The sequence below is a fragment of the Massilia sp. UBA6681 genome, from assembly GCF_002454935.1.
Taxonomy (GTDB): domain Bacteria; phylum Pseudomonadota; class Gammaproteobacteria; order Burkholderiales; family Burkholderiaceae_D; genus Telluria; species Telluria varians.
Genome location: NZ_DKJX01000085.1, coordinates 56,956 through 77,963, shown reverse-complemented (window position 1 = coordinate 77,963; position 21,008 = coordinate 56,956). Strand labels below are relative to the sequence as shown.

The 21,008-nt window shown below is 64.4% G+C and carries 21 protein-coding genes; 18 read left to right on the top strand and 3 right to left on the bottom strand.

Annotation, left to right across the window (positions count from 1 at the left end; translation table 11 throughout):
- The first annotated feature begins 305 nt into the window (after nucleotides 1–305).
- The 6 genes from B2R83_RS15250 to B2R83_RS15225 all read left to right on the top strand — a co-directional run bounded on the left by B2R83_RS15250 (nucleotide 306) and on the right by B2R83_RS15225 (nucleotide 7,071).
- Nucleotides 306–2,033, top strand: coding sequence for an acetolactate synthase 3 catalytic subunit (locus B2R83_RS15250; protein WP_292042932.1), 1,728 nt, complete (start codon nucleotides 306–308; stop codon nucleotides 2,031–2,033).
- The gene (ilvN, locus tag B2R83_RS15245) at nucleotides 2,033–2,524 is read left to right on the top strand and encodes an acetolactate synthase small subunit (protein ID WP_292042930.1); all 492 of its coding nucleotides are present in this window, start codon (nucleotides 2,033–2,035) and stop codon (nucleotides 2,522–2,524) included. The genes B2R83_RS15250 and ilvN overlap by 1 nt, the downstream gene beginning before the upstream one ends.
- 58 nt (nucleotides 2,525–2,582) lie before the next feature.
- Complete coding sequence (gene ilvC, locus B2R83_RS15240; RefSeq protein WP_036213902.1) at nucleotides 2,583–3,599, top strand: ketol-acid reductoisomerase; 1,017 nt, start codon at nucleotides 2,583–2,585, stop codon at nucleotides 3,597–3,599.
- 143 nt (nucleotides 3,600–3,742) lie between these two features.
- Complete coding sequence (locus B2R83_RS15235; RefSeq protein ID WP_292042927.1) at nucleotides 3,743–4,513, top strand: SIMPL domain-containing protein; 771 nt, start codon at nucleotides 3,743–3,745, stop codon at nucleotides 4,511–4,513.
- 85 nt (nucleotides 4,514–4,598) lie between these two features.
- Nucleotides 4,599–5,465, top strand: a complete 867-nt coding sequence (gene pssA, locus B2R83_RS15230) for a CDP-diacylglycerol--serine O-phosphatidyltransferase (RefSeq protein WP_292042925.1) — start codon at nucleotides 4,599–4,601, stop codon at nucleotides 5,463–5,465.
- A gap of 58 nt (nucleotides 5,466–5,523) precedes the next feature.
- Nucleotides 5,524–7,071, top strand: coding sequence for a 2-isopropylmalate synthase (locus B2R83_RS15225; protein WP_292042916.1), 1,548 nt, complete (start codon nucleotides 5,524–5,526; stop codon nucleotides 7,069–7,071).
- 42 nt (nucleotides 7,072–7,113) lie between these two features.
- On the opposite strand, the gene B2R83_RS15220 is transcribed toward B2R83_RS15225, so the two are convergent.
- Nucleotides 7,114–7,614 carry a hypothetical protein gene (locus B2R83_RS15220; protein WP_292042913.1) on the bottom strand — a complete coding sequence of 167 codons (501 nt, stop codon included), beginning with the start codon at nucleotides 7,612–7,614 and terminating at the stop codon, nucleotides 7,114–7,116.
- 175 nt (nucleotides 7,615–7,789) lie between these two features.
- On the opposite strand from B2R83_RS15220, the gene rpsO reads away from it, so the two are divergent.
- The 5 genes from rpsO to B2R83_RS15195 all read left to right on the top strand — a co-directional run bounded on the left by rpsO (nucleotide 7,790) and on the right by B2R83_RS15195 (nucleotide 11,794).
- Nucleotides 7,790–8,059, top strand: coding sequence for a 30S ribosomal protein S15 (gene rpsO, locus B2R83_RS15215; protein ID WP_027867691.1), 270 nt, complete (start codon nucleotides 7,790–7,792; stop codon nucleotides 8,057–8,059).
- Between the two features lie 170 nt (nucleotides 8,060–8,229).
- Complete coding sequence (gene pnp / locus B2R83_RS15210; RefSeq protein WP_036213911.1) at nucleotides 8,230–10,332, top strand: polyribonucleotide nucleotidyltransferase; 2,103 nt, start codon at nucleotides 8,230–8,232, stop codon at nucleotides 10,330–10,332.
- 211 nt (nucleotides 10,333–10,543) lie between these two features.
- Nucleotides 10,544–10,945 (top strand): DUF6973 domain-containing protein, encoded by a 402-nt coding sequence (locus B2R83_RS15205; RefSeq protein ID WP_292042909.1) that lies wholly within the window; start codon nucleotides 10,544–10,546, stop codon nucleotides 10,943–10,945.
- Nucleotides 10,946–11,028: 83 nt separating this feature from the next.
- Nucleotides 11,029–11,328 (top strand): hypothetical protein, encoded by a 300-nt coding sequence (locus tag B2R83_RS15200; protein WP_292042907.1) that lies wholly within the window; start codon nucleotides 11,029–11,031, stop codon nucleotides 11,326–11,328.
- Between the two features lie 94 nt (nucleotides 11,329–11,422).
- Nucleotides 11,423–11,794: a hypothetical protein gene (locus B2R83_RS15195; protein ID WP_292042904.1), complete on the top strand. Its 372-nt coding sequence runs from the start codon at nucleotides 11,423–11,425 to the stop codon at nucleotides 11,792–11,794.
- Here B2R83_RS15195 and B2R83_RS15190 read toward each other — a convergent pair.
- The gene (locus tag B2R83_RS15190; RefSeq protein ID WP_292042968.1) at nucleotides 11,751–12,887 is read right to left on the bottom strand and encodes an acyltransferase family protein; all 1,137 of its coding nucleotides are present in this window, start codon (nucleotides 12,885–12,887) and stop codon (nucleotides 11,751–11,753) included. The two genes, B2R83_RS15195 and B2R83_RS15190, sit on opposite strands and share 44 nt — an antisense overlap.
- Before the next feature lie 279 nt (nucleotides 12,888–13,166).
- Between B2R83_RS15190 and B2R83_RS15185 the strand changes: the two genes are divergently transcribed.
- From B2R83_RS15185 to B2R83_RS15155, 7 genes are all read left to right on the top strand, one after another.
- A complete protein-coding gene (locus tag B2R83_RS15185) occupies nucleotides 13,167–14,027 on the top strand; it encodes an STAS domain-containing protein (RefSeq protein ID WP_036213917.1) in 861 nt (286 codons plus the stop codon).
- A 9-nt stretch (nucleotides 14,028–14,036) separates the two neighbouring features.
- Nucleotides 14,037–14,393 (top strand): STAS domain-containing protein, encoded by a 357-nt coding sequence (locus B2R83_RS15180; protein WP_027867697.1) that lies wholly within the window; start codon nucleotides 14,037–14,039, stop codon nucleotides 14,391–14,393.
- The gene (locus B2R83_RS15175) at nucleotides 14,393–14,860 is read left to right on the top strand and encodes an anti-sigma regulatory factor (RefSeq protein ID WP_081926036.1); all 468 of its coding nucleotides are present in this window, start codon (nucleotides 14,393–14,395) and stop codon (nucleotides 14,858–14,860) included. The genes B2R83_RS15180 and B2R83_RS15175 overlap by 1 nt, the downstream gene beginning before the upstream one ends.
- Complete coding sequence (locus B2R83_RS15170; protein WP_292042897.1) at nucleotides 14,848–15,870, top strand: ATP-binding protein; 1,023 nt, start codon at nucleotides 14,848–14,850, stop codon at nucleotides 15,868–15,870. Before B2R83_RS15175 ends, B2R83_RS15170 begins: the two co-directional genes overlap by 13 nt.
- Nucleotide 15,871: 1 nt before the next feature.
- On the top strand, nucleotides 15,872–17,242 hold the full coding sequence (locus B2R83_RS15165) for a sensor histidine kinase (protein WP_292042894.1): 1,371 nt from the start codon (nucleotides 15,872–15,874) through the stop codon (nucleotides 17,240–17,242).
- Nucleotides 17,239–19,131 (top strand): response regulator, encoded by a 1,893-nt coding sequence (locus tag B2R83_RS15160; protein ID WP_292042891.1) that lies wholly within the window; start codon nucleotides 17,239–17,241, stop codon nucleotides 19,129–19,131. The genes B2R83_RS15165 and B2R83_RS15160 overlap by 4 nt, the downstream gene beginning before the upstream one ends.
- Before the next feature lie 83 nt (nucleotides 19,132–19,214).
- Nucleotides 19,215–19,532, top strand: coding sequence for a DMT family transporter (locus B2R83_RS15155; protein ID WP_036213926.1), 318 nt, complete (start codon nucleotides 19,215–19,217; stop codon nucleotides 19,530–19,532).
- Between the two features lie 45 nt (nucleotides 19,533–19,577).
- Here B2R83_RS15155 and B2R83_RS15150 read toward each other — a convergent pair whose 3' ends face one another.
- Entirely contained in the window at nucleotides 19,578–20,999 is a 1,422-nt protein-coding gene (locus tag B2R83_RS15150; protein WP_292042887.1) for a M16 family metallopeptidase, read from the bottom strand.
- Between the last annotated feature and the right edge of the window lie 9 nt (nucleotides 21,000–21,008).

Below are 21,008 nucleotides of genomic sequence, written 5' to 3'. Positions count from 1 at the left end.
GCTTTGCACCCCCGAAGCTCTCCGGTCACCCGGTGAAGGCCCACAAGCCATCTCCGGATTGACGCGCTTTCATTTGTAGGCAGTTTGCTCCGACCCGCGCCACAAGCGCGAGAGATGCGTATAAACGCTACAGACACTCAAGCCGAACGAGTTGCGCCCAGCGCCCGTGCGTAAGGACCCTACGGTGTCCCGAACCACAGTCGCGACCGCAGAGAGAAGGGAAGCATGAGGGTCGTTGCGCACATCGCATTTCGTTAGGAACGGGCATCCGATCAAACTCCCATTGGGTCTTGAAAGGAATGTACATGAGTAACGAAACATCGGCCCCGATCACGGGTGCTGAAATAGTGGTGCGTTGTCTCGCGGAAGAGGGCGTCAAGCACGTCTTCGGATATCCCGGCGGGGCAGTCCTCTACATCTACGACGCCATCTTCAAGCAGGACAAGTTCCAGCACGTCCTCGTCCGCCACGAACAGGCCGCGGTCCACGCCGCAGACGCCTATTCGCGCAGCTCCAATACCGTCGGCGTTGCCCTCGTGACCTCCGGTCCGGGCGTGACCAATGCCGTCACTGGCCTGTCCACGGCCTACATGGATTCGATCCCGATGGTCGTCATTTCCGGCCAGGTGCCGAGCCATGCGATCGGCCAGGATGCCTTCCAGGAATGCGACACCGTCGGCATCACCCGCCCGGTGGTCAAGCACAATTTCCTCGTCAAGGACGTCCGCGAACTGGCATCGACCATCAAGAAAGCCTTCTTCATCGCCCGTACCGGCCGTCCCGGTCCCGTGCTGGTCGATATCCCGAAGGACATCACGATGCACAAGTGCGCCTTCGAGTATCCCCGCGAGATCGAGATGCGCTCGTACAAGCCGGTGGACAAGGGCCACACCGGCCAGATCCGCAAGGCCGTCCAGCTCCTGCAGGGCGCCGAGCGCCCGATGATCTATGCGGGCGGCGGCGTCATCCTGGCCAATGCATCGAACGAACTGAACCGCCTGGTCGACAAGACCGGCTTTCCGGTCACCAACACGCTGATGGGCCTGGGCGCCTCGCGCTCCTCGAGCCCGCATTTCGTGGGCATGCCGGGCATGCACGGCACCTACGAAGCCAACATGGCGATGCAGCACTGCGACGTCCTGATCGCGATCGGCGCGCGTTTCGACGACCGCGTGATCGGCAACCCCAAGCACTTCGCCACCCACCCGCGCAAGATCATCCATATCGACATCGACCCCTCGTCGATCTCGAAGCGCGTCAAAGTCGACATCCCGATCGTCGGCAACGTCAAGGACGTGCTGGTCGAGCTGCTCTCGCAGCTGGACGCCAGCCAGGCCGCGACCAATACCAATGCGCTGCAGGCATGGTGGAAGCAGATCGCCGAATGGCGCGGCAAGGATTGCCTGGCCTATGCGCCCTCGAACGAACTGATCAAGCCGCAATCGGTCATCGAGCAGTTGTACAAGGTCACGGACGGCGACGCCTTCATCACCTCGGACGTCGGCCAGCACCAGATGTGGGCCGCGCAGTACTACGGCTTCGACAAGCCGCGCCGCTGGATCAACTCGGGCGGCCTGGGCACCATGGGCGTCGGCCTGCCGTACGCGATGGGCGTGCAGATGGCCAACCCGGATGCGACCGTCGCCTGCGTCACCGGCGAAGGCTCGATCCAGATGTGCATCCAGGAGCTCGCCACCTGCAAGCAGTACCACCTGACGCCGAAGATCATCCTGCTGAACAACCGCTTCCTCGGCATGGTCCGCCAGTGGCAGCAGATCGACTACGGTTCGCGCTACTCCGAGTCCTACATGGATTCGTTGCCGGACTTCGAGAAGCTGGCCGAGGCCTACGGCCACGTCGGCATGCGCATCGAGAAGCCGGGCGACGTCGAGGGCTCGCTGCGCGAAGCCTTCGCCATGAAGGATCGCCTGGTGTTCATGAACTTCATCACCGACCAGAGCGAGAACGTCTGGCCGATGGTCAAGGCCGGCAAGGGCCTGAATGAAATGCTGCTCGGCTCGGAGGACCTGTAATGCGACACATCATTTCCGTCCTCCTCGAGAACGAAGCCGGCGCGCTGTCGCGCGTGGTCGGGCTGTTCTCGGCGCGCGGCTACAACATCGAAACCCTGACCGTGGCGCCGACCGAAGACGCGACCCTGTCGCGCATGACCATCGTCACCAGCGGCTCGGACGACATCATCGAGCAGATCACCAAGCACCTGAATCGCCTGATCGAGGTGGTGAAGGTGGTCGACCTCACCGAAGGCCATCACATCGAGCGCGAGCTGATGTTGATTAAAGTGCGCGCGGTCGGCAAGGAGCGCGAAGAGATGAAGCGCACCGCCGACATCTTCCGCGGCCGGATCATCGACGTGACCGAGAAGACCTACACGATCGAATTGACCGGCGCCAAAAGCAAGCTCGACGCCTTCATCGACGCCATCGACCGTGCCTCGATCCTGGAAACCGTCCGTACCGGCGGCTCGGGCATCGGCCGCGGCGAACGCATCCTCAAAGTCTGAAGTCGTAGCTCAACGACACAAGCGTATTCACACATTTAAAAATTATTAAGGAATGACCATGAAAGTTTTCTACGACAAAGACTGCGACCTCTCCCTCATCAAAGGCAAGAACGTTGCCATCATCGGCTACGGCTCGCAGGGCCATGCACACGCCCAGAACCTGAGCGAATCCGGCGTCAACGTCACCGTCGGCCTGCGCCGCGGCGGCGCTTCCTGGAACAAGGTGGAAGCGGCCGGCCTGAAGGTCGCCGAGGTCGATGAAGCGGTCAAGAACGCCGACGTCATCATGATCCTGCTGCCGGACGAGAACATCGCCGAGGTCTACAAGAACAGCGTCGAGCCGAACGCCAAGCAGGGCGCGGTGCTGGCCTTCGCCCACGGCTTCAACGTGCATTATGGGCAGGTGGTGCCGCGCGCCGACCTCGACGTGATCATGGTGGCGCCGAAGGCCCCGGGCCACACCGTGCGCGGCACCTACCGCCAGGGTGGCGGCGTGCCGCACCTGGTCGCGGTCTACCAGGACAAATCCGGCTCGGCACGCGACATCGCGCTGTCCTACGCCATGGCCAACGGCGGCGGCCGCGCCGGCATCATCGAAACCAACTTCCGCGAAGAGACCGAGACCGACCTGTTCGGCGAGCAGGCCGTGCTGTGCGGCGGTACCGTCGAGCTGATCAAGGCCGGCTTCGAGACCCTGGTGGAGGCGGGTTACGCACCGGAGATGGCTTACTTCGAGTGCCTGCACGAACTGAAGCTGATCGTCGACCTGATCTACGAAGGCGGCATCGCCAACATGAACTACTCGATCTCGAACAACGCGGAATACGGCGAGTACGTCACCGGCCCGAAAGTCGTCACCTCGGCGACCAAGGACGCGATGCGCCAGTGCCTGAAGGACATCCAGACCGGCGAATACGCGAAGAGCTTCATCCTCGAGAACAAGGCCGGCGCCCCGACCCTGATCTCGCGCCGCCGCCTGACCTCGGAGCACCAGATCGAGGAAGTCGGCGCCAAGCTGCGCGCGATGATGCCGTGGATCGCCAAGAACAAGCTGGTCGACCAGTCGAAGAACTAAGCGTTACGTCGTGTGGGCGGCTAAGCCGCCCACACGACAATTAAAGACAGTTGCAACGGTTCATTACAAAACTACGAAGGAAGTTGTGAAGCCAGTATCGTATAAGTGACGCAGACATCCGTCGCAACTACTGGAGAACAACAATGAAACTTTCCAAATCGCTCGTCGCCGCCGCACTGGTGCTGGCCTTCCACACCCAGGCCCAGGCGCAGACCGCCCCGTCCACCGCCGGCACGCTGGTCGTGGTCCCGGCCTTCGGCGAAGTGAAGCATGCCAACGACCAGGCCACCGTCACCTTCGCTGTCGAAGAGCATGACAAGGACAAGAATGCCGCCGCGGCACGCGTGAACCGCAAGATGAAGGAGGGAACCGAGGTCGTGCGCCGCGCCGATCCGAAGGCCGAGCTGAAGACGATGGGCTACTACACCTATCCGGTCTATCCGGAAGTGCCACCGATGCCGCAACCGGCCTTGCGCACGCCCGTGAAACCGGTGCCGATCGCCTGGCGCGTCGGCCAGTACCTGGAGGTGAAGACCACCAACTTGGCAGACCTGCCGAAGACCGCCGCCGCAGCCCAGAAAGTTCTGCAAATCAACAATGTGAGCTTCGGACTCAGTCCGGAACTGGAAAAGCGCCTCGATGACCAGCGCATCGCCGCCACCTACCGCAACCTGAACGAACGCATCGCGTCGATCGCCAATGCGATGGGCCGCAAGCCGGCCGAGGCCATGCTCGACACTGTCGATTTCGAGGGCTCGGGCAACTATGCGGGCGATGGCCAGGGGGCGCCGGCGCCAATGATGATGCGGTCCAGCGCCATGAAGGAAGCGGCTGACCAGATGCCGGAACCAAGCTTTGAACCGGGAGAAACCACGCTCCAGATGCGTCTTGTGGGAAAGGTTCGCTTTAAATGAATGCTCACACAACAGTGATCATTCGCTAAGCAGGGGTTCACGCCTTTATAATGCTGACAACAGCATTATTTTTTGACGGACCACTATGCCCAATTTCCCACGACGCCGAGTACCTGGAGCCGCGCCCAAGGCGCCACGATTTTCCCGTTTGAAACGCTTCGGGCGCAGGACGGAAGACCGTGTCCAGGGCGAGCGCGGCCGCGGCATCTACCTGCTGCCGAACGCGTTCACGACCGGCGCGCTGTTCTGCGGCTTCTATGCGATCGTCATGGCGATGAACCAGCGCTTCGAGCACGCCTGCTGGGCGGTGTTCATCGCCATGGTCCTCGACGGGCTGGACGGGCGCATTGCGCGCCTGACCAACACCCAGTCGGAGTTCGGTGCGCAGTACGACTCGCTGTCGGACATGGTGTCCTTCGGGGCGGCGCCGGCGCTGGTGATCTATGAATGGTCGCTGCGCGGGCTGGGCAAGCTGGGCTGGATCGCGGCCTTCATTTATTGCGCGGGGGCCGCGCTGCGCCTGGCGCGCTTCAACACCAACATCGAGGTGGTGGACAAGCGCTTCTTCCAGGGGCTGCCGAGTCCGGCAGCTGCGGCGCTGATCGTCGGCTTCATCATGATGATGACCGACCCGGACATCAACGTCAGCTCGCGCCAGGTGGACTGGGTGAGCTGGGGCCTGGCGGTGTTTGCCGGCCTGACGATGGTGTCGAACATACCGTTTTACAGCTTCAAGGACGTGAACTTCCGCAAGTCGGTCCCGTTCATCGTGGTGTTCCTGATTGCCCTCGGCTTCGCGCTGCTGGCGATCGACCCACCGAAAGTCCTGTGGCCGATTTTTGTGATTTACGGCTTGTCGGGATATGCCGTGTTCGCCTGGCGCGCAGCCAAGGGCAAGCCGGTGAGCATCATCCCGCTCGACGACGAGCCGGACGACGGCGTGCGCCGCTAGCGCGGACCTTCGGGTCGGGCAGGGCGCCCGCTAATTCAATTAGCATACGGAGCCTGCAATGCCTGACCCGAACCGCCTCATCATTTTCGACACCACCCTGCGCGACGGCGAGCAATCGCCCGGCGCATCCATGACCAGGGATGAGAAGGTGCGCATCGCGCGCCAGCTCGAGCGCCTGCGGGTGGACGTCATCGAAGCCGGCTTTGCTGCTGCCTCGCCGGGCGACTTCGAAGCCATCCGCGCGATCTCGAGCGCGGTGCGCGAATCCACCATCTGCTCCCTGTCGCGCGCCAACGACCGCGACATCGCCCGCGCCGCCGAGGCGCTGGCGCCTGCCGCGCGCAAGCGCATCCACACCTTCATCGCCACGTCGCCCCTGCACATGCAGGTCAAGCTGCGCATGGAGCCGGAGCAGGTGCTGGAACAGGCCAAGCTCGCCATTCGCTACGCGCGCAACCATACCGACGACATCGAGTTCTCGCCCGAAGACGGCAGCCGCTCGGAAGAGGATTTCCTGTGCCGCGTGCTGGAGGCCGTGATCGCCGAAGGCGCGACCACCATCAACTTCCCCGACACGGTCGGCTACGCCGTGCCCGAGGAATTCGGCCGCCGCATCCTGCGCCTGCGCGAGCGCGTGCCCAATTCCGACAAGGCCATCTGGTCGGTGCACTGCCATAACGACCTGGGCCTGGCCGTGGCGAACTCGCTGGCCGGCGTCACCATCGGCGGCGCGCGCCAGATCGAATGCACCATCAACGGCCTGGGCGAGCGGGCCGGGAACACCTCGCTGGAAGAAGTCGTGATGGCGCTACGCACCCGCCAGGACTACTTCAACTTGACTGTGGGTGTGGACACCACGCAGATCGTCCCAAGCTCGAAAATGGTCTCGCAGATCACCGGCTTCGCGGTGCAGCCGAACAAGGCGGTGGTGGGTGCGAACGCGTTTGCCCACGCCTCCGGCATCCACCAGGACGGCATCCTGAAGGCGCGCGAAACCTACGAGATCATGCGCGCCGAAGACGTGGGCTGGACCACCAACAAGATCGTGCTGGGCAAGCTGTCGGGCCGCAACGCCTTCAAGTCGCGCCTGCAGGAACTGGGCATCGAGCTGGAATCGGAGCTTGAAGTGAACGCCGCCTTCGCCCGCTTCAAGGAGCTGGCGGACCGCAAGGCCGAGATTTTTGACGAGGACATCATGGCGCTGGCATCCAGCGCGGACCATGAGCAGGCCGGCGAGATCTACCGCCTGGTGTCGCTGTCGCAGCGCTCCGAGACCGGCGCGCTGCCGCATGCGAAGGTGGTGTTCGCGGTGGACGGCAAGGAAGTATCGGCCGAGTCCTCGGGCGACGGACCGGTGGATGCGGTGATCACTGCGATCGAGAGCGTGGTGAAAAGCGGGGCGGAGCAGGTGCTGTTTTCGATCAATGCGATCAGCAACGGGCCGCAATCGCAGGGCGAGGTCACCATCCGCCTGTCGCACTCGGGGCGCATCGTCAATGGCGTGGGGGCGGACCCGGACATCATCGTGGCCTCGGCCAAGGCCTACCTCTCCGGGCTGAACAAGCTGCATTCGAAGGTCGAACGCGTCAATCCGCAGGGCGTATAAGCGCGCCTGCCCGGGGCGGTCCCGTCTTCGCCGGGATCGGCCTCACCACCCCATCCTGTCCCGCGGCTCGTACATCGGATCGGGTCCATTGAGCATCTGCCGCACGATCCCTTGCTGGTCGAAGTGCACGTGCATCATGGAATTCCACACACCTGCCTCCTTGTACCGGTACGACCACACCTCGTAGCCCCTCATCGCCACGGTGGACTTCTCGGCCGGCCGCCCGATCGTGCGCAACACCTCTTCCTTGTCCGCCCCATCGATCTTGATGGTGGCGAACTTCTCTCCAGTGAGCACCTGCTCGTAGGACGCCAGCCGCCCATCCGCCCCGATGCGCGCCATCCAGGTGAACTGGCCCATCGGCCCGGTTGCGTACTCGAAGATGCGGTCGTTGCCGGCGCCATAGATGCTGGTGGGCGGCCCCATCTTCTTCTGCACCAGGTCTTCCGGGTCGCCGATGGTGGGCGCCTCGCGCAGCATCCCGGCACAGCCGCCGAGCAAGACGAGCGCCACGAATGTTGTAAATCTGATCAATTTGTTCATCATTTGGCCCTCCAAACGCGCCAACATCTCCAAAATCTGCCTTCCGGACGATGCAAACAGTGGCCCCATGCCCCGTTTTCCCCTATACTGGCGGGTCTGTCCATTTTGGGCAGGCGATTCGTCAATCACGGTGCGCTGGGTTTCGACTCATGCACCGCATGTGAAAGGTAACATCATGACCGTAGAAAACATCAACAAAGCCGCGATCATCGCGGACAACGCACGTGGCCAGAACGATACCGGTTCGCCGGAAGTCCAGGTCGCACTGCTGACCGCACGCATCAACGAGCTGAACGGCCACTTCAAGGCACACCAGAAAGATCACCACTCGCGTCGTGGCCTGATCATGATGGTCAACCGTCGCAAGAGCCTGCTGGCTTACCTGAAGCGCAAGGACGCAAACCGTTATCGCGACCTGATCGCCAAGCTCGGCCTGCGTAAGTAATCGTTGGTCAAGACGATTTAGTCACGAAATGCCTGCGCCAGATACCTGTCGCGGGCATTTTTTGTTTCTGTTGTTCGTTGTTGTTGAGTAATGGTGGTTCTGACGAACCACCCGTGGTGAGGTGAACGACAGCTCCTGAAAATCTGTCGGCAAATAGAAAGGGATTACCCATGTTTAATAAAGTTTCGAAAACCTTCCAGTACGGTCAACACACGGTCACCCTGGAGACGGGTGAAATCGCGCGCCAGGCAAGCGGCGCCGTCGTCGTGTCGGTCGAAGACACCGTCATCCTGGCCACCGTGGTCGCCAAGAAGGACGCCAAGCCGGGCCAGGACTTCTTCCCGCTGACCGTCGACTACATGGAGAAAACCTACGCAGCCGGCAAGATCCCGGGCGGCTTCTTCAAGCGCGAAGGCCGTCCTTCGGAAAAGGAAACCCTGACCTCGCGCCTGATCGACCGTCCGATCCGCCCGCTGTTCCCGGAAGGCTACCTGAACGAAGTCCAGGTCATCATCCACGTCCTGTCGGTCAACCCTGAAATCGACCCGGACATCCCGGCCATGATCGGCGCCTCGGCTGCGCTGTGCATCGCCGGCATCCCGTTCAACGGCCCGATCGGCGCAGCGCGCGTCGGCTACGCGAACGGCCAGTACATCCTGAACCCGACCACCACCCAGCTCAAGACCTCGCAGATGGACCTGGTCGTGGCAGGCACCGAAACCGCCGTGCTGATGGTGGAATCGGAAGCGCAGCAGCTGTCGGAAGAAGTCATGCTGGGCGCGGTCGTCTTCGGCCACGACCAGATGCGTGCCGTCATCGACGCGATCCACGACCTGGTGGCCGAGGGCGGCAAGCCGGAAGTCGAGTGGAGCCCGGCGCCGAAGAACGAAGAACTGATCGCCCGCGTGAGCGACCTGGCCGCAGCAAGCATCCGCGACGCTTACCAGACCCGCGAAAAGTCGCTGCGCCAGCAGAAGCTGAAGTCGATCTCGGCTGAAGTGATGGCCGGCCTGGCAACCCAGGGCGTCGAAGCCGATGCGGCCGAAGTCGGCAACATCCTGTTCGACATGGAAGCCAAGGTCGTGCGCACCCAGATCCTGGACGGCGAGCCGCGTATCGACGGCCGCGACACTCGCACTGTGCGTCCGATCGCGATCCGCACCGGCGTGCTGCCGCGTACCCACGGTTCGGCCCTGTTCACCCGCGGCGAAACCCAGGCACTCGTGGTGGCTACCCTCGGCACCGCGCGCGACAGCCAGAAGATCGACGCGCTGATGGGCGAGTACACCGACGACTTCATGATGCACTACAACATGCCTCCGTTCGCCACCGGCGAAACCGGTCGCGTGGGCACCCCGAAGCGCCGCGAAGTCGGCCACGGCCGCCTGGCCAAGCGCGCGCTGGTCGCTGCGCTGCCGTCGGCGGACGAGTTTAGCTACTCGGTGCGCCTGGTTTCCGAAATCACCGAGTCGAACGGTTCCTCGTCGATGGCATCGGTGTGCGGCGGCTGCCTGGCACTGATGGACGCCGGCGTGCCGATGAAGGCGCATGTCGCCGGCATCGCCATGGGCCTGATCAAGGAAGGCGGCAAGTTCGCCGTCCTGACCGACATCCTGGGTGACGAAGACCACCTGGGCGACATGGACTTCAAGGTCGCCGGTACCCCGGCAGGCATCACCGCGTTGCAGATGGACATCAAGATCCAAGGCATCACCAAGGAAATCATGCAGGTGGCGCTGGCGCAAGCCAAGGAAGCCCGCCAGCACATCCTGGCCGAGATGCAGAAGGCCGTGCCAAGCGTGAAGACCGAGCTGTCGGACTTCGCACCGCGCCTGATCACCATCCGCATCAACCCGGAAAAGATCCGTGACGTGATCGGCAAGGGCGGCGCCGTCATCCGCGCGCTGACCGAAGAAACCGGCACCCAGATCGACATCACCGACGAAGGCGTCGTGACCATCGCGTCGGTCGATGCCGCCGCCGGCCAGGAAGCCAAGCGCCGCATCGAAGAGCTGACCGCATCGGTCGAAGTGGGCAAGACCTACGACGGCACCGTGCTCAAGCTGCTGGACTTCGGCGCCATCGTCCAGGTCATGCCGGGCAAGGATGGCCTGCTGCACATCTCGCAGATCGCCAACGAGCGCGTCAACGCCGTGGCCGACTACCTGAAGGAAGGCCAGCAAGTGCGCGTGAAGGTCCTCGAGACCGACGAGCGCGGCCGCCTGAAGCTGTCGATGAAGGCTGCTGATCCGGTGGAAGGCGCGGCGCAGTAAGCATCGCGGCTTTAAGCCTACGAAAACCGCCAGTGCGTGAGCCTGGCGGTTTTTTGTTATGGCCGTCCGATTTCGACGAGGTCAAGGTTAGCCAGGTTCCGTGGATATTGCTTGCGCTGCGCCAACTGATGCCTGTGCTCTAGCCTTAATGATTGCAGCGCATCTGTCGTGACCAAGCCACGTGAGGAATTGGAACTTGTGAGGAGCGCGAATGACCACAGTCTACGATCAATACGAGCAACTAACTGAGTCTGAACAGGCATACTTGCGGCGCCATCCGCATCATGTACTCACAATCAATGATGCGCGCACGGCAGCGTTTGCGGAGACCGTGCGGCGCTTTGGCAAAAATGGGCATAACGATCAGTCAGACGCATTTCGCCATTGCTTCTGGTCTGCACTCCTTGCACGTGATGTGGGCTTCAATAACGGACTTGCATTCACGACGGCGCATGAGTCATTCTCAGGGAACAAAATGGACGAGAAACGCATGGATTTGCACAACAATCGGGTAGGCTTGAATATCGGACGCCAGGGTGGGTCAAATAGCACGCTGAGTGACAGATGCATGTCTGCACTTCGCGCAGGAAAGCTGCAGGTCATAGCCCAGTGACGATGCGCCGCTCATTTATCTCTCTCATCCTGCTGTGCCTTGTCTGTGGGTGTAGTCGTCCTTCCTTGACCGAGCAGGCACGCATGCTGGGAGACCGGGAATTCTCGCCACAGGCTTGGGCGGCGGCGTCGCAGATCGAGCGCGGCGAAATGCTGGCCTCGTTCCTTGCCAAGCATCCAGTCGATCAGCTCACAGCCTCAGACGTGAAGCAACTGCTCGGCCCACCTACCGGCTACGCCGACTACGATGAGGACCCGGCCTATGTGCTTGGGCCGCCAACTGTCCAGAGCGAATACGGAAAAGGTTACTTGTTGATATTCGTGACGGATAAGCGTGCTGGCCGGGTTGTAAAGGCCCGGCTAGTGCCTGAAGTCACAAGATAGGAGCGCTTACCGTACCCCGGTTTGCGGCGGCACAACGAGTGCCGGAAGCATAATCCGACAATCGTAAGCTAGTGTCCTATTGAGCGGGCCAAGCATGCGTTCCCTGATTCCTGCCATCTCCCTGTCGCTCTGCCTGCACGCCTGCGGCGGCAACACCTCCGTCGCCCTCTATTTCGAATGGGGTTCCTGCGACTTCGACCGTCAGCGCTGGGAGCAGGCGGACCGGATCGGACGCGGCTGCATGATGTCCTCCTTCCTCGACAAGTATCATCCGGTAGGAATGTCCGTGTTGGAGATCAAATTATGGCTGGGCGAGCCCAGCGCCTATGCCGACTTCGAGGACCCGGCCTACCTGGTCGCCCAGTCCGGATCGAACGGCAGCGCAGGCAGGGAACAGCTGCTGGTGTTCAGGATCGACCGGATCACCGGCCGCTGTGTCGAGGTCGCGTTACGGCCGGCGCACTAAGCGGAGCATGCACGACGCTACGAGGCCGCGAGAACACATCGCCCAGCGGCGTCTCCACCCACCGGAAGAATACGCTACCTGCCAGCAGGCTGGCGATCCACGCGACCAGCATCCCGACGGCCTGCGCATGCGCCTGCTCCGGCACGAAGCGGGCAAACGCGGCATTCACGAGCAGGCAAACCGGGAAGTGGACCAGGAAGACCGAAAACGAGATCTTGCTGGCGTAATGGATGACAGCCAGCCCATTGCCGGCACGCGAAGCGGGCCGACGGCGGCCGAACAGGAATAGCAGGCAAGCCACGGCCAGCGCCAGCGCGATGCGGCTGCGGAAGTCCAGCAGCAGCGCAATGCCGGGCAGAAGCAGCAGCGCGGCCAGCAACAGGGCGAGGGAGCGCGGCCGGCGGCCAGGGGCGCTCGCCCACCATGCGAGCGCCCCCAGGCCGTAGCTGCCGAAGAAGTAGGGCGCCCACACGTCCCAATCCGCGTCGCGGTTGAAGTGCAGCAGCGAGGCCGCGACGCCCACCGCCACCAGGCCCGGCATCAACCACGGCCGCGGCTGTCCTCCCAGGCGACCCGAGAACCAGGCCAGCAGCGTCAGCAAGGCATACAACTGGAAATCGATCGCGACATACCAGGCGCCCGCGGACAGTGATTCAATGCCGAATGCCCCGTGCAGCAGCAACGCATGCGCGCCCAGCTGGACCAGGGTCGGCGGCGGCGAGATCGAGTCGTGGTGCATCCAGCTGCCGGCCCAGGCGGATGCGAGGACGGCCAGCAGCATCGCCGCAATGAAGGGCGGAGCCAGTTTCAGGTAGCGGCGCTGGATCAGCTGCAGGGGATGCTTCGTTCCCGGCAGGCCGTCGGGCGACAGCGATTTCGCAGCCAGGAAGCCGCCAATGACCAGGAAGACCTGGACCGCGATCCGGGCGTGGTCGTAGAGCCAGTCGACCAGCGAGGGCAGGATGCGCCGGGCGTGGTCGGACATCGGTCCATAGAAGGCCAGGTGGTGCAGGACGATCAGCTGGGCTGCGCCGCCTTTGAGCAGATCGATGAGGACAAACTGCTTGCTGCGTTCTCGATTCTCCGCGGGCATCTTGCCCAATGCTTCTCTTATCACGCGACCCAGGTTTCTCCGACAAAGGGGCCGCATTCTAGCCGAGATGCATATGTCACATTCGACACATTTCGAGTATGCAATTAACATTGCAACTTTGAAAAATTGGCAGGCTTGCCTTTGTGCGCACTGCACAACTGTGTCGTGACCATAATGCAATAAGTGTTATAGTTATTTATTTACTTAACCATGGGATCGCACGCCCGTGTTCCGCGTAGCCCCCACTGATTTCAACCATCCAAATCTAGGAATCGACAGATGACCACGAAGGATTACGCCGCCCGTATCAGCCAGCTCATCCAGGAACACCAAGCCGAGATTGGCGCGGAGTGGATCGCGCAGCTGGAAGCCCTGACCGTGCGCGGAACCTCGAGCTCGAGAGAGCAGTTGCGCAGCCACTGCCAGCAATTCATTGCAGCGCTGGCCAGCGCGAGCCGCGGCGGCGAACTGGAGAACATCGAGCACCGTTCCTGGGACGAAGTGCGTGACCTGCTGGCCGAGATCTCCTCGACCCGCGCCAAGGCCGGCTCCACCCCGAGCGAAACCGCGACCTTCGTCTTCTCGCTGAAGCAGCCGCTGTTCGGTCACCTGCGCCAGGGCTTCGAGGGCGATCCCGAAGGCGTCGCTGCCGCCTCCTGGACCATCAGCACCCTGCTCGACAAGCTGGGCCTGTACACCATCGAGGTATTCCAGAAGACCAAGGACCAGATCATCGTGCGCCAGCAGCAGGAACTGCTCGAGCTGTCGACCCCGGTCGTCAAGCTGTGGAACGGCATCCTGGCGCTGCCGCTGATCGGCACCCTGGACTCGGCGCGCACCCAGGTGGTGATGGAGAACATCCTGCAGAAGATCGTCGACACCGGCGCCATCATCGCCATCATCGACATCACCGGCGTGCCGACCGTCGACACCCTGGTGGCCCAGCACCTGATGAAGACCATCGCCGCCGCCCGCCTGATGGGCGCCGACTGCATCATCAGCGGCATCCGCCCGCAGATCGCCCAGACCATCGTGCACCTCGGCGTGAACCTGGAAGACGTGATCACCAAGGCCACCCTGGCCGACGCCTTCCTGGTCGCGCTCGAGCGCACCGGCACCGCCGTCGTGCAGAAGGCGTAAGCAGAGACCATGGAACGCATTCCTATCCTGCGCATGGGCGACCTGCTGCTCGTCACGATCCAGGTCGACATGCACGACCGCCTCGCCATGCAGCTGCAGGACGACCTGACCGAACGCATCGTGAGCGATGGCGCCAAGGGCGTCCTGATCGATATCTCCGCACTCGACCTGGTCGACTCCTTCATCGGCCGCATGATCAGCAATACCGCCGCCATGGCACGCGTGCTCGATGCGCGCACCGTGGTGGTCGGCATGCAGCCGGCGGTGGCGATCACCCTGGTGGAGCTGGGCCTGACGCTGCATGGCGTGAAGACCGCTCTCAACGTTGAAAAGGGCATGGCCCTGTTGGGAAAGAGCTATAAATAATGAACGGCGCGCAAACCGACGCAGTCCTGTTCGAGACCGCGCTGCTGGACCGCCACCGCCAGCATCGCACCGCACGCGTGACCTTGCGCCTGCAGTCGGATGAGGACGTTGTAGGCCTGCGCAAGCAGGTGCGCGAGCGGGCGGTGGCCATTGCCTTGTCCCTGGTCGACCAGACCAAGCTGGTCACAGCCGCGAGCGAGCTGGCACGTAACACGATCAAATACGGCGGAGGCGGCGAAGTCCACCTCGACAGCCTGACCGACGGCATCCGCAAGGGCATCGGGCTGCTGTTCGTCGATGCCGGTCCGGGTATCCCGGACATCGATACCGCGCTGCGCGACGGCTTCACCACCGGCGGAGGCCTTGGCCTCGGCCTAGGCGGCTCCAGGCGCCTCGCGGATGAATTCGACATCGAAAGCCGTCCCGGAGAGGGCACTGCCGTGCTGGTGGTGAAATGGAAGCGCTGATCAGTTCACTCACGCAGCAGGAAGTCTTCGCGATCACCCACGCGAGCGACGTGGCGGCGGTACGGCGCAGCGGCCAGAAACTGGCCGATGCGCTCGGCTTCAGCGAGACCCGCGCCGGCCAGCTGGCGCTGATCATCACCGAGGCCGCCACCAACATCCTCAAGCATGCGGGCGAGGGCGAGATGCACGTCGGGCCGGCGCAATCGAGCGCCGGCGTGGGCGTCGACGTGCTCGCGGTCGACAACGGCCCGGGCATTCTCGACCTGAACGCCAGCCTGGTCGACGGCATGTCCACCACGGGCACGGCCGGCACCGGACTGGGCGCGTTGCGCCGCCTGTCCGACGAGTTCGATGTGTACACCAAGCCCGGCGGCGGCACGGCCTTCTTCATGCGCATCTGGCGCGATGTGCCGGCGCCCGAACCCTGCGGCGTCGAGATCGGCGCCCTGTGGGCGCCGATGGCCGGCGAGGAGGAATGCGGCGACGGCTGGGCGGTGCGCTGCGACGGCAGGGGCGCGACCCTGCTGGCTGCCGACGGCCTGGGCCACGGTCCGGAGGCGGCGCGCGCCGCCGCCGCCGCGGTTCGCACACTGGAAGCGCGCAAGGGCGTAGGGGCAGGGGAGCTGATGCAGGCTGCCCACGACGCCCTGCGCCCGACGCGCGGCGCGGCGCTGGCGACCGCCCGCATCGATTTCGACGCCGGCGAGCTGCGCTTTGCCGGCGTGGGCAACATCGCCGGCTGCGTGATCGACGGCAGCCGGCGCGCGCTGGTGTCGCACAACGGCATCGTCGGGCACAACATGCGCAAGGTGCAGGAGTTCGCGCAGCCCTTCCCGCCGGGGGCGACGTGCATCATGCACTCGGACGGCATCCAGACGCAGTGGGACCTGGACAAGTACCCGGGACTGGCCGGGCGCAGCCCGGTGCTGATCGCGGCCATCCTGATGCGCGATTTCATCCGTCGCCGCGACGACGCCATGGTGCTGGTCGTGCGCCGGCATGGGAGCTGACATGAGCCTGCACCGCATCCTCAACGTGGCGCTGGACAGCGACCAGGACGTGGTCGTGGTGCGCCAGCGCGCGCGCCAGGTATCGGAGCTGCTCGGGTTCTCGCAGCAGGACCAGGTGCGCGTGGCCACCGCGGTGTCCGAAATCGCCCGGGCCGCGTGCCACCTGGGCTCGGGAGGACGCGCCGCCTTCCTGCTGGGCCGGAACTTCGGGCGCCAGTACCTGGAGGTCACGATCAATCCCGGCACCGGCGAGCGCCGCTCCGCCACGCCGGCGGCACGCGACGCGGGCTTCAGCAGAACGCTGCCGGAACTGGCCGTGATCAGCGCGCACCGCCTCATGGATTCCTGCGAGGTCGAGCCGGAGGATGGCATGGTCACCGCGGTCACCATGCGCAAGACGCTGCCGCCGCAAGCCATCGTCGACAGCGCGCGCCTGGCCGAGATCAGCAACCGCCTGGCCGGCAGCCCGGTCTCGAACATGCTGCAGGAACTGCAGCTGCAGAACCACGAGCTGCTGGGCACCCTGGCCGAGCTGCGAGAGCGCCAGGAAGACCTGCTGTCGCTGACGCGCGAGCTGGAAGACACCAACCGCGGCATCGTCGCGCTGTACGCCGAGATCGAGGACAAGGCCGAACGCCTGCGCCGCGCCGACGAGATGAAGTCGCGCTTCCTGTCGAATACCAGTCACGAACTGCGCACCCCGCTGTCCTCGATCCGCGCCCTGGCCCAGCTGCTGCTGGACCGCATGGACGGCGACCTGACCACGGAGCAGGAGCGCCAGGTGCAGTTCATCGCCAAGGCCGCCAATGATCTGTCCGAGCTGGTCAACGACCTGCTCGACCTGGCCAAGATCGAGGCCGGCAAGGTCGAGGTCCAGCTGGCGCCTGTGGTGGTCGACAACCTGTTCCGTGCACTGAAGGGCATGATGCGGCCGCTGGTCGACGAAGGGCGGGTCGAACTGATCTTCGAGCCGAGCGACTTCACCCAGCCCTTCGATTCGGACGAGGGCAAGATCTCCCAGATCCTGCGCAACTTCATTTCGAATGCGCTCAAGTTCACCGAGCATGGCGCCGTACGGGTGTCCGCCACCTACGACGCACAGCTCGATACGATCGCTTTTGCGGTCGCCGACACCGGGATCGGCATCAGCCCGGACAACCTGCAACTGATTTTTGAAGAGTTCAGCCAGATCGAGCATCCGCTCCAGCGGCGCAGCAAGGGCACGGGCCTGGGCCTGCCGCTGTGCCGCAAGCTGGCCGAACTGCTGCATGGGCGCGTCGACGTGCAGAGCACGGTCGGAGAAGGCTCGACCTTCACGCTGACCTTGCCGCGGCGCTTTCCGCAGCCCAGCCACGATGGAACCGAATCATGAAAGCCAATTCCACCCTGATCCTCAACGTTGACGATAACGACGGCGCCCGCTACGCCAAGAACCGCATCCTGCAGGGAGCGGGATTCGAGGTGGTAGAGGCGACCAACGGCACCGACGCGCTGGAGATCGTCAAGCGCTTGAACCCGGCGCTGGTGCTGCTCGACGTGAAGCTCCCGGACATCAACGGCATCGAAGTCTGCCGCCGCATCAAGGCCAATCCCGAAAGCGCCATGGTGCTGGTGCTGCAGACATCGGCGGCGCTGACCGGTCGCGCCGACAAGATCCGCGGGCTGGAAGGGGGCGCCGACAACTACCTGGCGGCGCCGATCGAGGCCGACGAGCTGATTGCCAACGTGAATGCGCTGCTGCGCATGCACCAGACCCAGGTCCAGCTGCGCGACAGCGAAGAGCGTTTTCGCCAGATCACCGACAACATCGACGACGTGTTCTGGATGTTCGCCGTGCCGGAAGGCGACCTGGAGTACGTCAGTCCGGCGTATTCGGACGTCTGGGGCGGCAGCCTGGATGCGCTGCGCCAGCGGCCCGGGAGCTGGCTGGACGCCGTGCATCCGGAGGACCGCGAGCGCATCGCGCAGCGCTGGCGCCAGCTGGAGCAGGCGCCGCACTACGACGACGAGTTCCGCATCCTCGGACCGGACGGGCGCACGCACTGGGTGCGCGACCGTCTGTTTGCGGTCCGCAATGCGCGTGGCGAAGTGTACCGGGTGGCGCGCGTGACCAGCGACATCACCGCGCGCAAGGAGATGGAAGCGCTGCTGCGCGCGGCCGACCGCAACAAGAACCAGTTCCTGGCCACGCTGGCCCACGAGCTGCGCAACCCGCTCAGCCCGATCCGCAACGCGGCCGCGCTGCTGGGAGCGAACAGCGACGGCAATACCGAGCGCCAGGCGCGCGCGCGCGAAGTCATCACGCGCCAGGTCGACCACCTGGCCCACCTGGTCGACGATCTGCTCGACGTCGCCCGCATTTCCGAAGGCAAGATCGTGCTGCGCACCGAAGAGGTGGACCTGGGCGCCGTGGTCGCCCAAGCGATCGAGACCGCCGGCCCCCTGATCGCGGCGCGCGGCCACCACCTGGACGTGCAACTGCCGGAGCAGCAGGTGTGGGTGATGGGCGACCCGGTGCGCCTGGCCCAGTCGGTGGGCAACCTGCTGCACAATGCGGCCAAGTTCACGCCGAAGGGCGGCGAGCTGTCGGTGCGCGTTTCCCTGCTCGAGAACGAACGGGTGCAGATCGCGGTGCGCGACAACGGCATCGGCATCGCCGAGGACAACCTGCCGCGCATCTTCGGCATGTTCGCCCAGGTGGACGTGCCGCCGGACCGCGCCCCGGAAGGCCTGGGCATCGGTCTGTCCTTGGTGTCGCACCTGATCGAGCTGCATGGCGGGCGCCTGTCGGCCCAGAGCCCGGGCATCGGCATGGGCAGCACCTTCACGGTCGAGCTGCCGCTGCTGCGCGTCAGCGCAGGCGCGGCGGGCCTGGATCATTCCGAGGCCTCCAAGCAGGGCGGCAGCGGCATGCGCGTGCTGCTGGTGGACGACAACGTCGACGCCATGGAGATGATGGGCTTCCTGCTGGCCGAGATGGGCTACGAGACCTGCACCACCTCGGACGCCGCCGAGATCGAGGGGCTGGCGCTGCGCCACAAGCCGCAGGTGATCGTGCTCGACATCGGCCTGCCGGGCATCGACGGCTACGAAGTGGCGCGCCGCATCAAGAAGAATTCGGCGCTGTCGAACATCCGCCTGGTGGCCCACACCGGCTACGGCTCGCCGGAAGACCGCCGGCGCGCGATGGAGGCCGGCTTCGACGCCCACCTGGTCAAGCCGGCCGAGCTGCCGGACCTGGAAAAAGCGCTGAAAGGGTAGAATAGCGCCCTTTTGAGAAACTGCCTTCCCCGTCGTGGGAGGGCTACGACCGGGCCGGCCCGGCTTTTTGAGAGGATGGCCGAATGGCTTGGATATTGTTGTTGTTGGCGGGACTCTTCGAAGTGGTGTGGGCGGTGGCCATGAAGCAGTCGCATGGCTTCACCCGGCTCTGGCCCAGCATCATCACCCTGGTCGGCAGCATCGCCAGTTTCCTGCTGCTGTCCTGGGCAATGCGCAGCATTCCCCTGGGCACCGCCTATACCATCTGGACCGGGATCGGCGCCGTCGGCGCCTTCGTGGTCGGGGTCGCGGTGCTCGGGGAGCAGCTCAACACCATGCGCGTGGTGGCGGCGGTGCTGATCGTGTCGGGGCTGGTGTTGATGAAGATGGCTGGAGATTGAAAAAAGCCCCGCGTCAGCGGGGCTTTCCACATCAAGCAAGCAGGATCACTTGTCGGTGACCGTGAACTCGCCGAAGGCCTTGAGCTGCTCGCCCACCGCCTTCGGATCGCCGACCACCACGATCGACTGGTTCTCCGGATTGAAGTACTTCTTCGCCACCTCACGCACCTGTTCCGGCGTGACCTTCTGGATGCGCGGCACGTACTCGCCCAGGAACTCGGCCGGCAGGCCGACCAGCCAGTTCTGCGCCAGGGTCGCGGCGACCGAGCGCTGCAGCTGGTTGCTGATCATGTAGCCGCCCGCCACGTAGCGCTTGTTCATTTCCATTTCCTTGGCCGGCACGGGTTCGGTGCCGATGCGCTTGTACTCCGAGAAGAATTCGTTCAGCGCCGCGCCGGTCACTTCGTTGCGCACGTCGGCGCCGCCGACGATCGCGCCGCCCGCACGGTTCATGCGCGCACCGGCCGAGGCGCCGTAGGTATAGCCCTTTTCCTCGCGCAGCTTGATGTTGACGCGGCTCGAGAAGCCGCCGCCGAGGATGGTGCTGGCCAGGCGCAGCGGGATCTGGTCCTGCGCGCTCGCCGCGATGCCCGGGCTGCCCAGGCGCACCGCCGACTGCACGCTCTTGTCGCGGTTCAGCAGGATGCGCGCCGGCTTGGCATTGGCCGGGGCGGCGGCGGTTTCCGGCAGGGCCGGGCCGCTGGCCTTCCAATCGCCGAAGGCCTGTTCGGCCAGCTTGAGCGCGTCCGCTTCCTTGACCGGGCCGGTGATCACGAGCAAGGCGCGGTCCGGGCGCAGGCGCTTGCCGTGCTCAAGGCGCAGCATGTCCTGGGTCACCGCGTTGATGGCTTCCACCGTCGGGGTGGTGCGCGAGTAAGGATGGTCGCCGTAGACCGCGCGGCTGATGGCGCGTTCGGCGCGGAAACCCGGCTGGGTCTCGGACACGCGCAGCGACTGCAGCGCATTGGCCTTGGCCAGCGCCACTTCGCTTTCCGGGAAGGACGGGGTACGCGCCACTTCGGCCAGCAGCTGCATCATCGGCGCGGCCTGCGAGACCAGCGCATTGGCCGACACCACGATGCCGTCCGAGGTGGCGCTGGCGCCGACTTCGCCGCCCATGCCCTGGGCCGCTTCGGCGATCGCGCGCGAGTCGCGCTTGGCGGTGCCTTCGTTGAGCAGGCCGGCCAGCATGTTGGCGAAGGCCGGGGACTGCGGCGCGTCGGCCGCGAAGCCGGCGCCGCGTACCGCCAGCACGTAGTCCACGCGCGGCAGGCCCTTGCGCGGCACGACCCAGACGGTCAGGCCGTTGCCCAGGGTTTTCTTGGTGATCTTCGGCACCGGGATCGGATTGTCCTTGCCGTAGGCCGGCATCGGCAGGTTGTCCGCGGCGGGCGCGGAGGTGGCGGAAAAGGCGGCCATCGGCGCAAAGGCGACCGAGACGGCGAATGCGAGCATCAGTTTTTTCATCGATGCGCT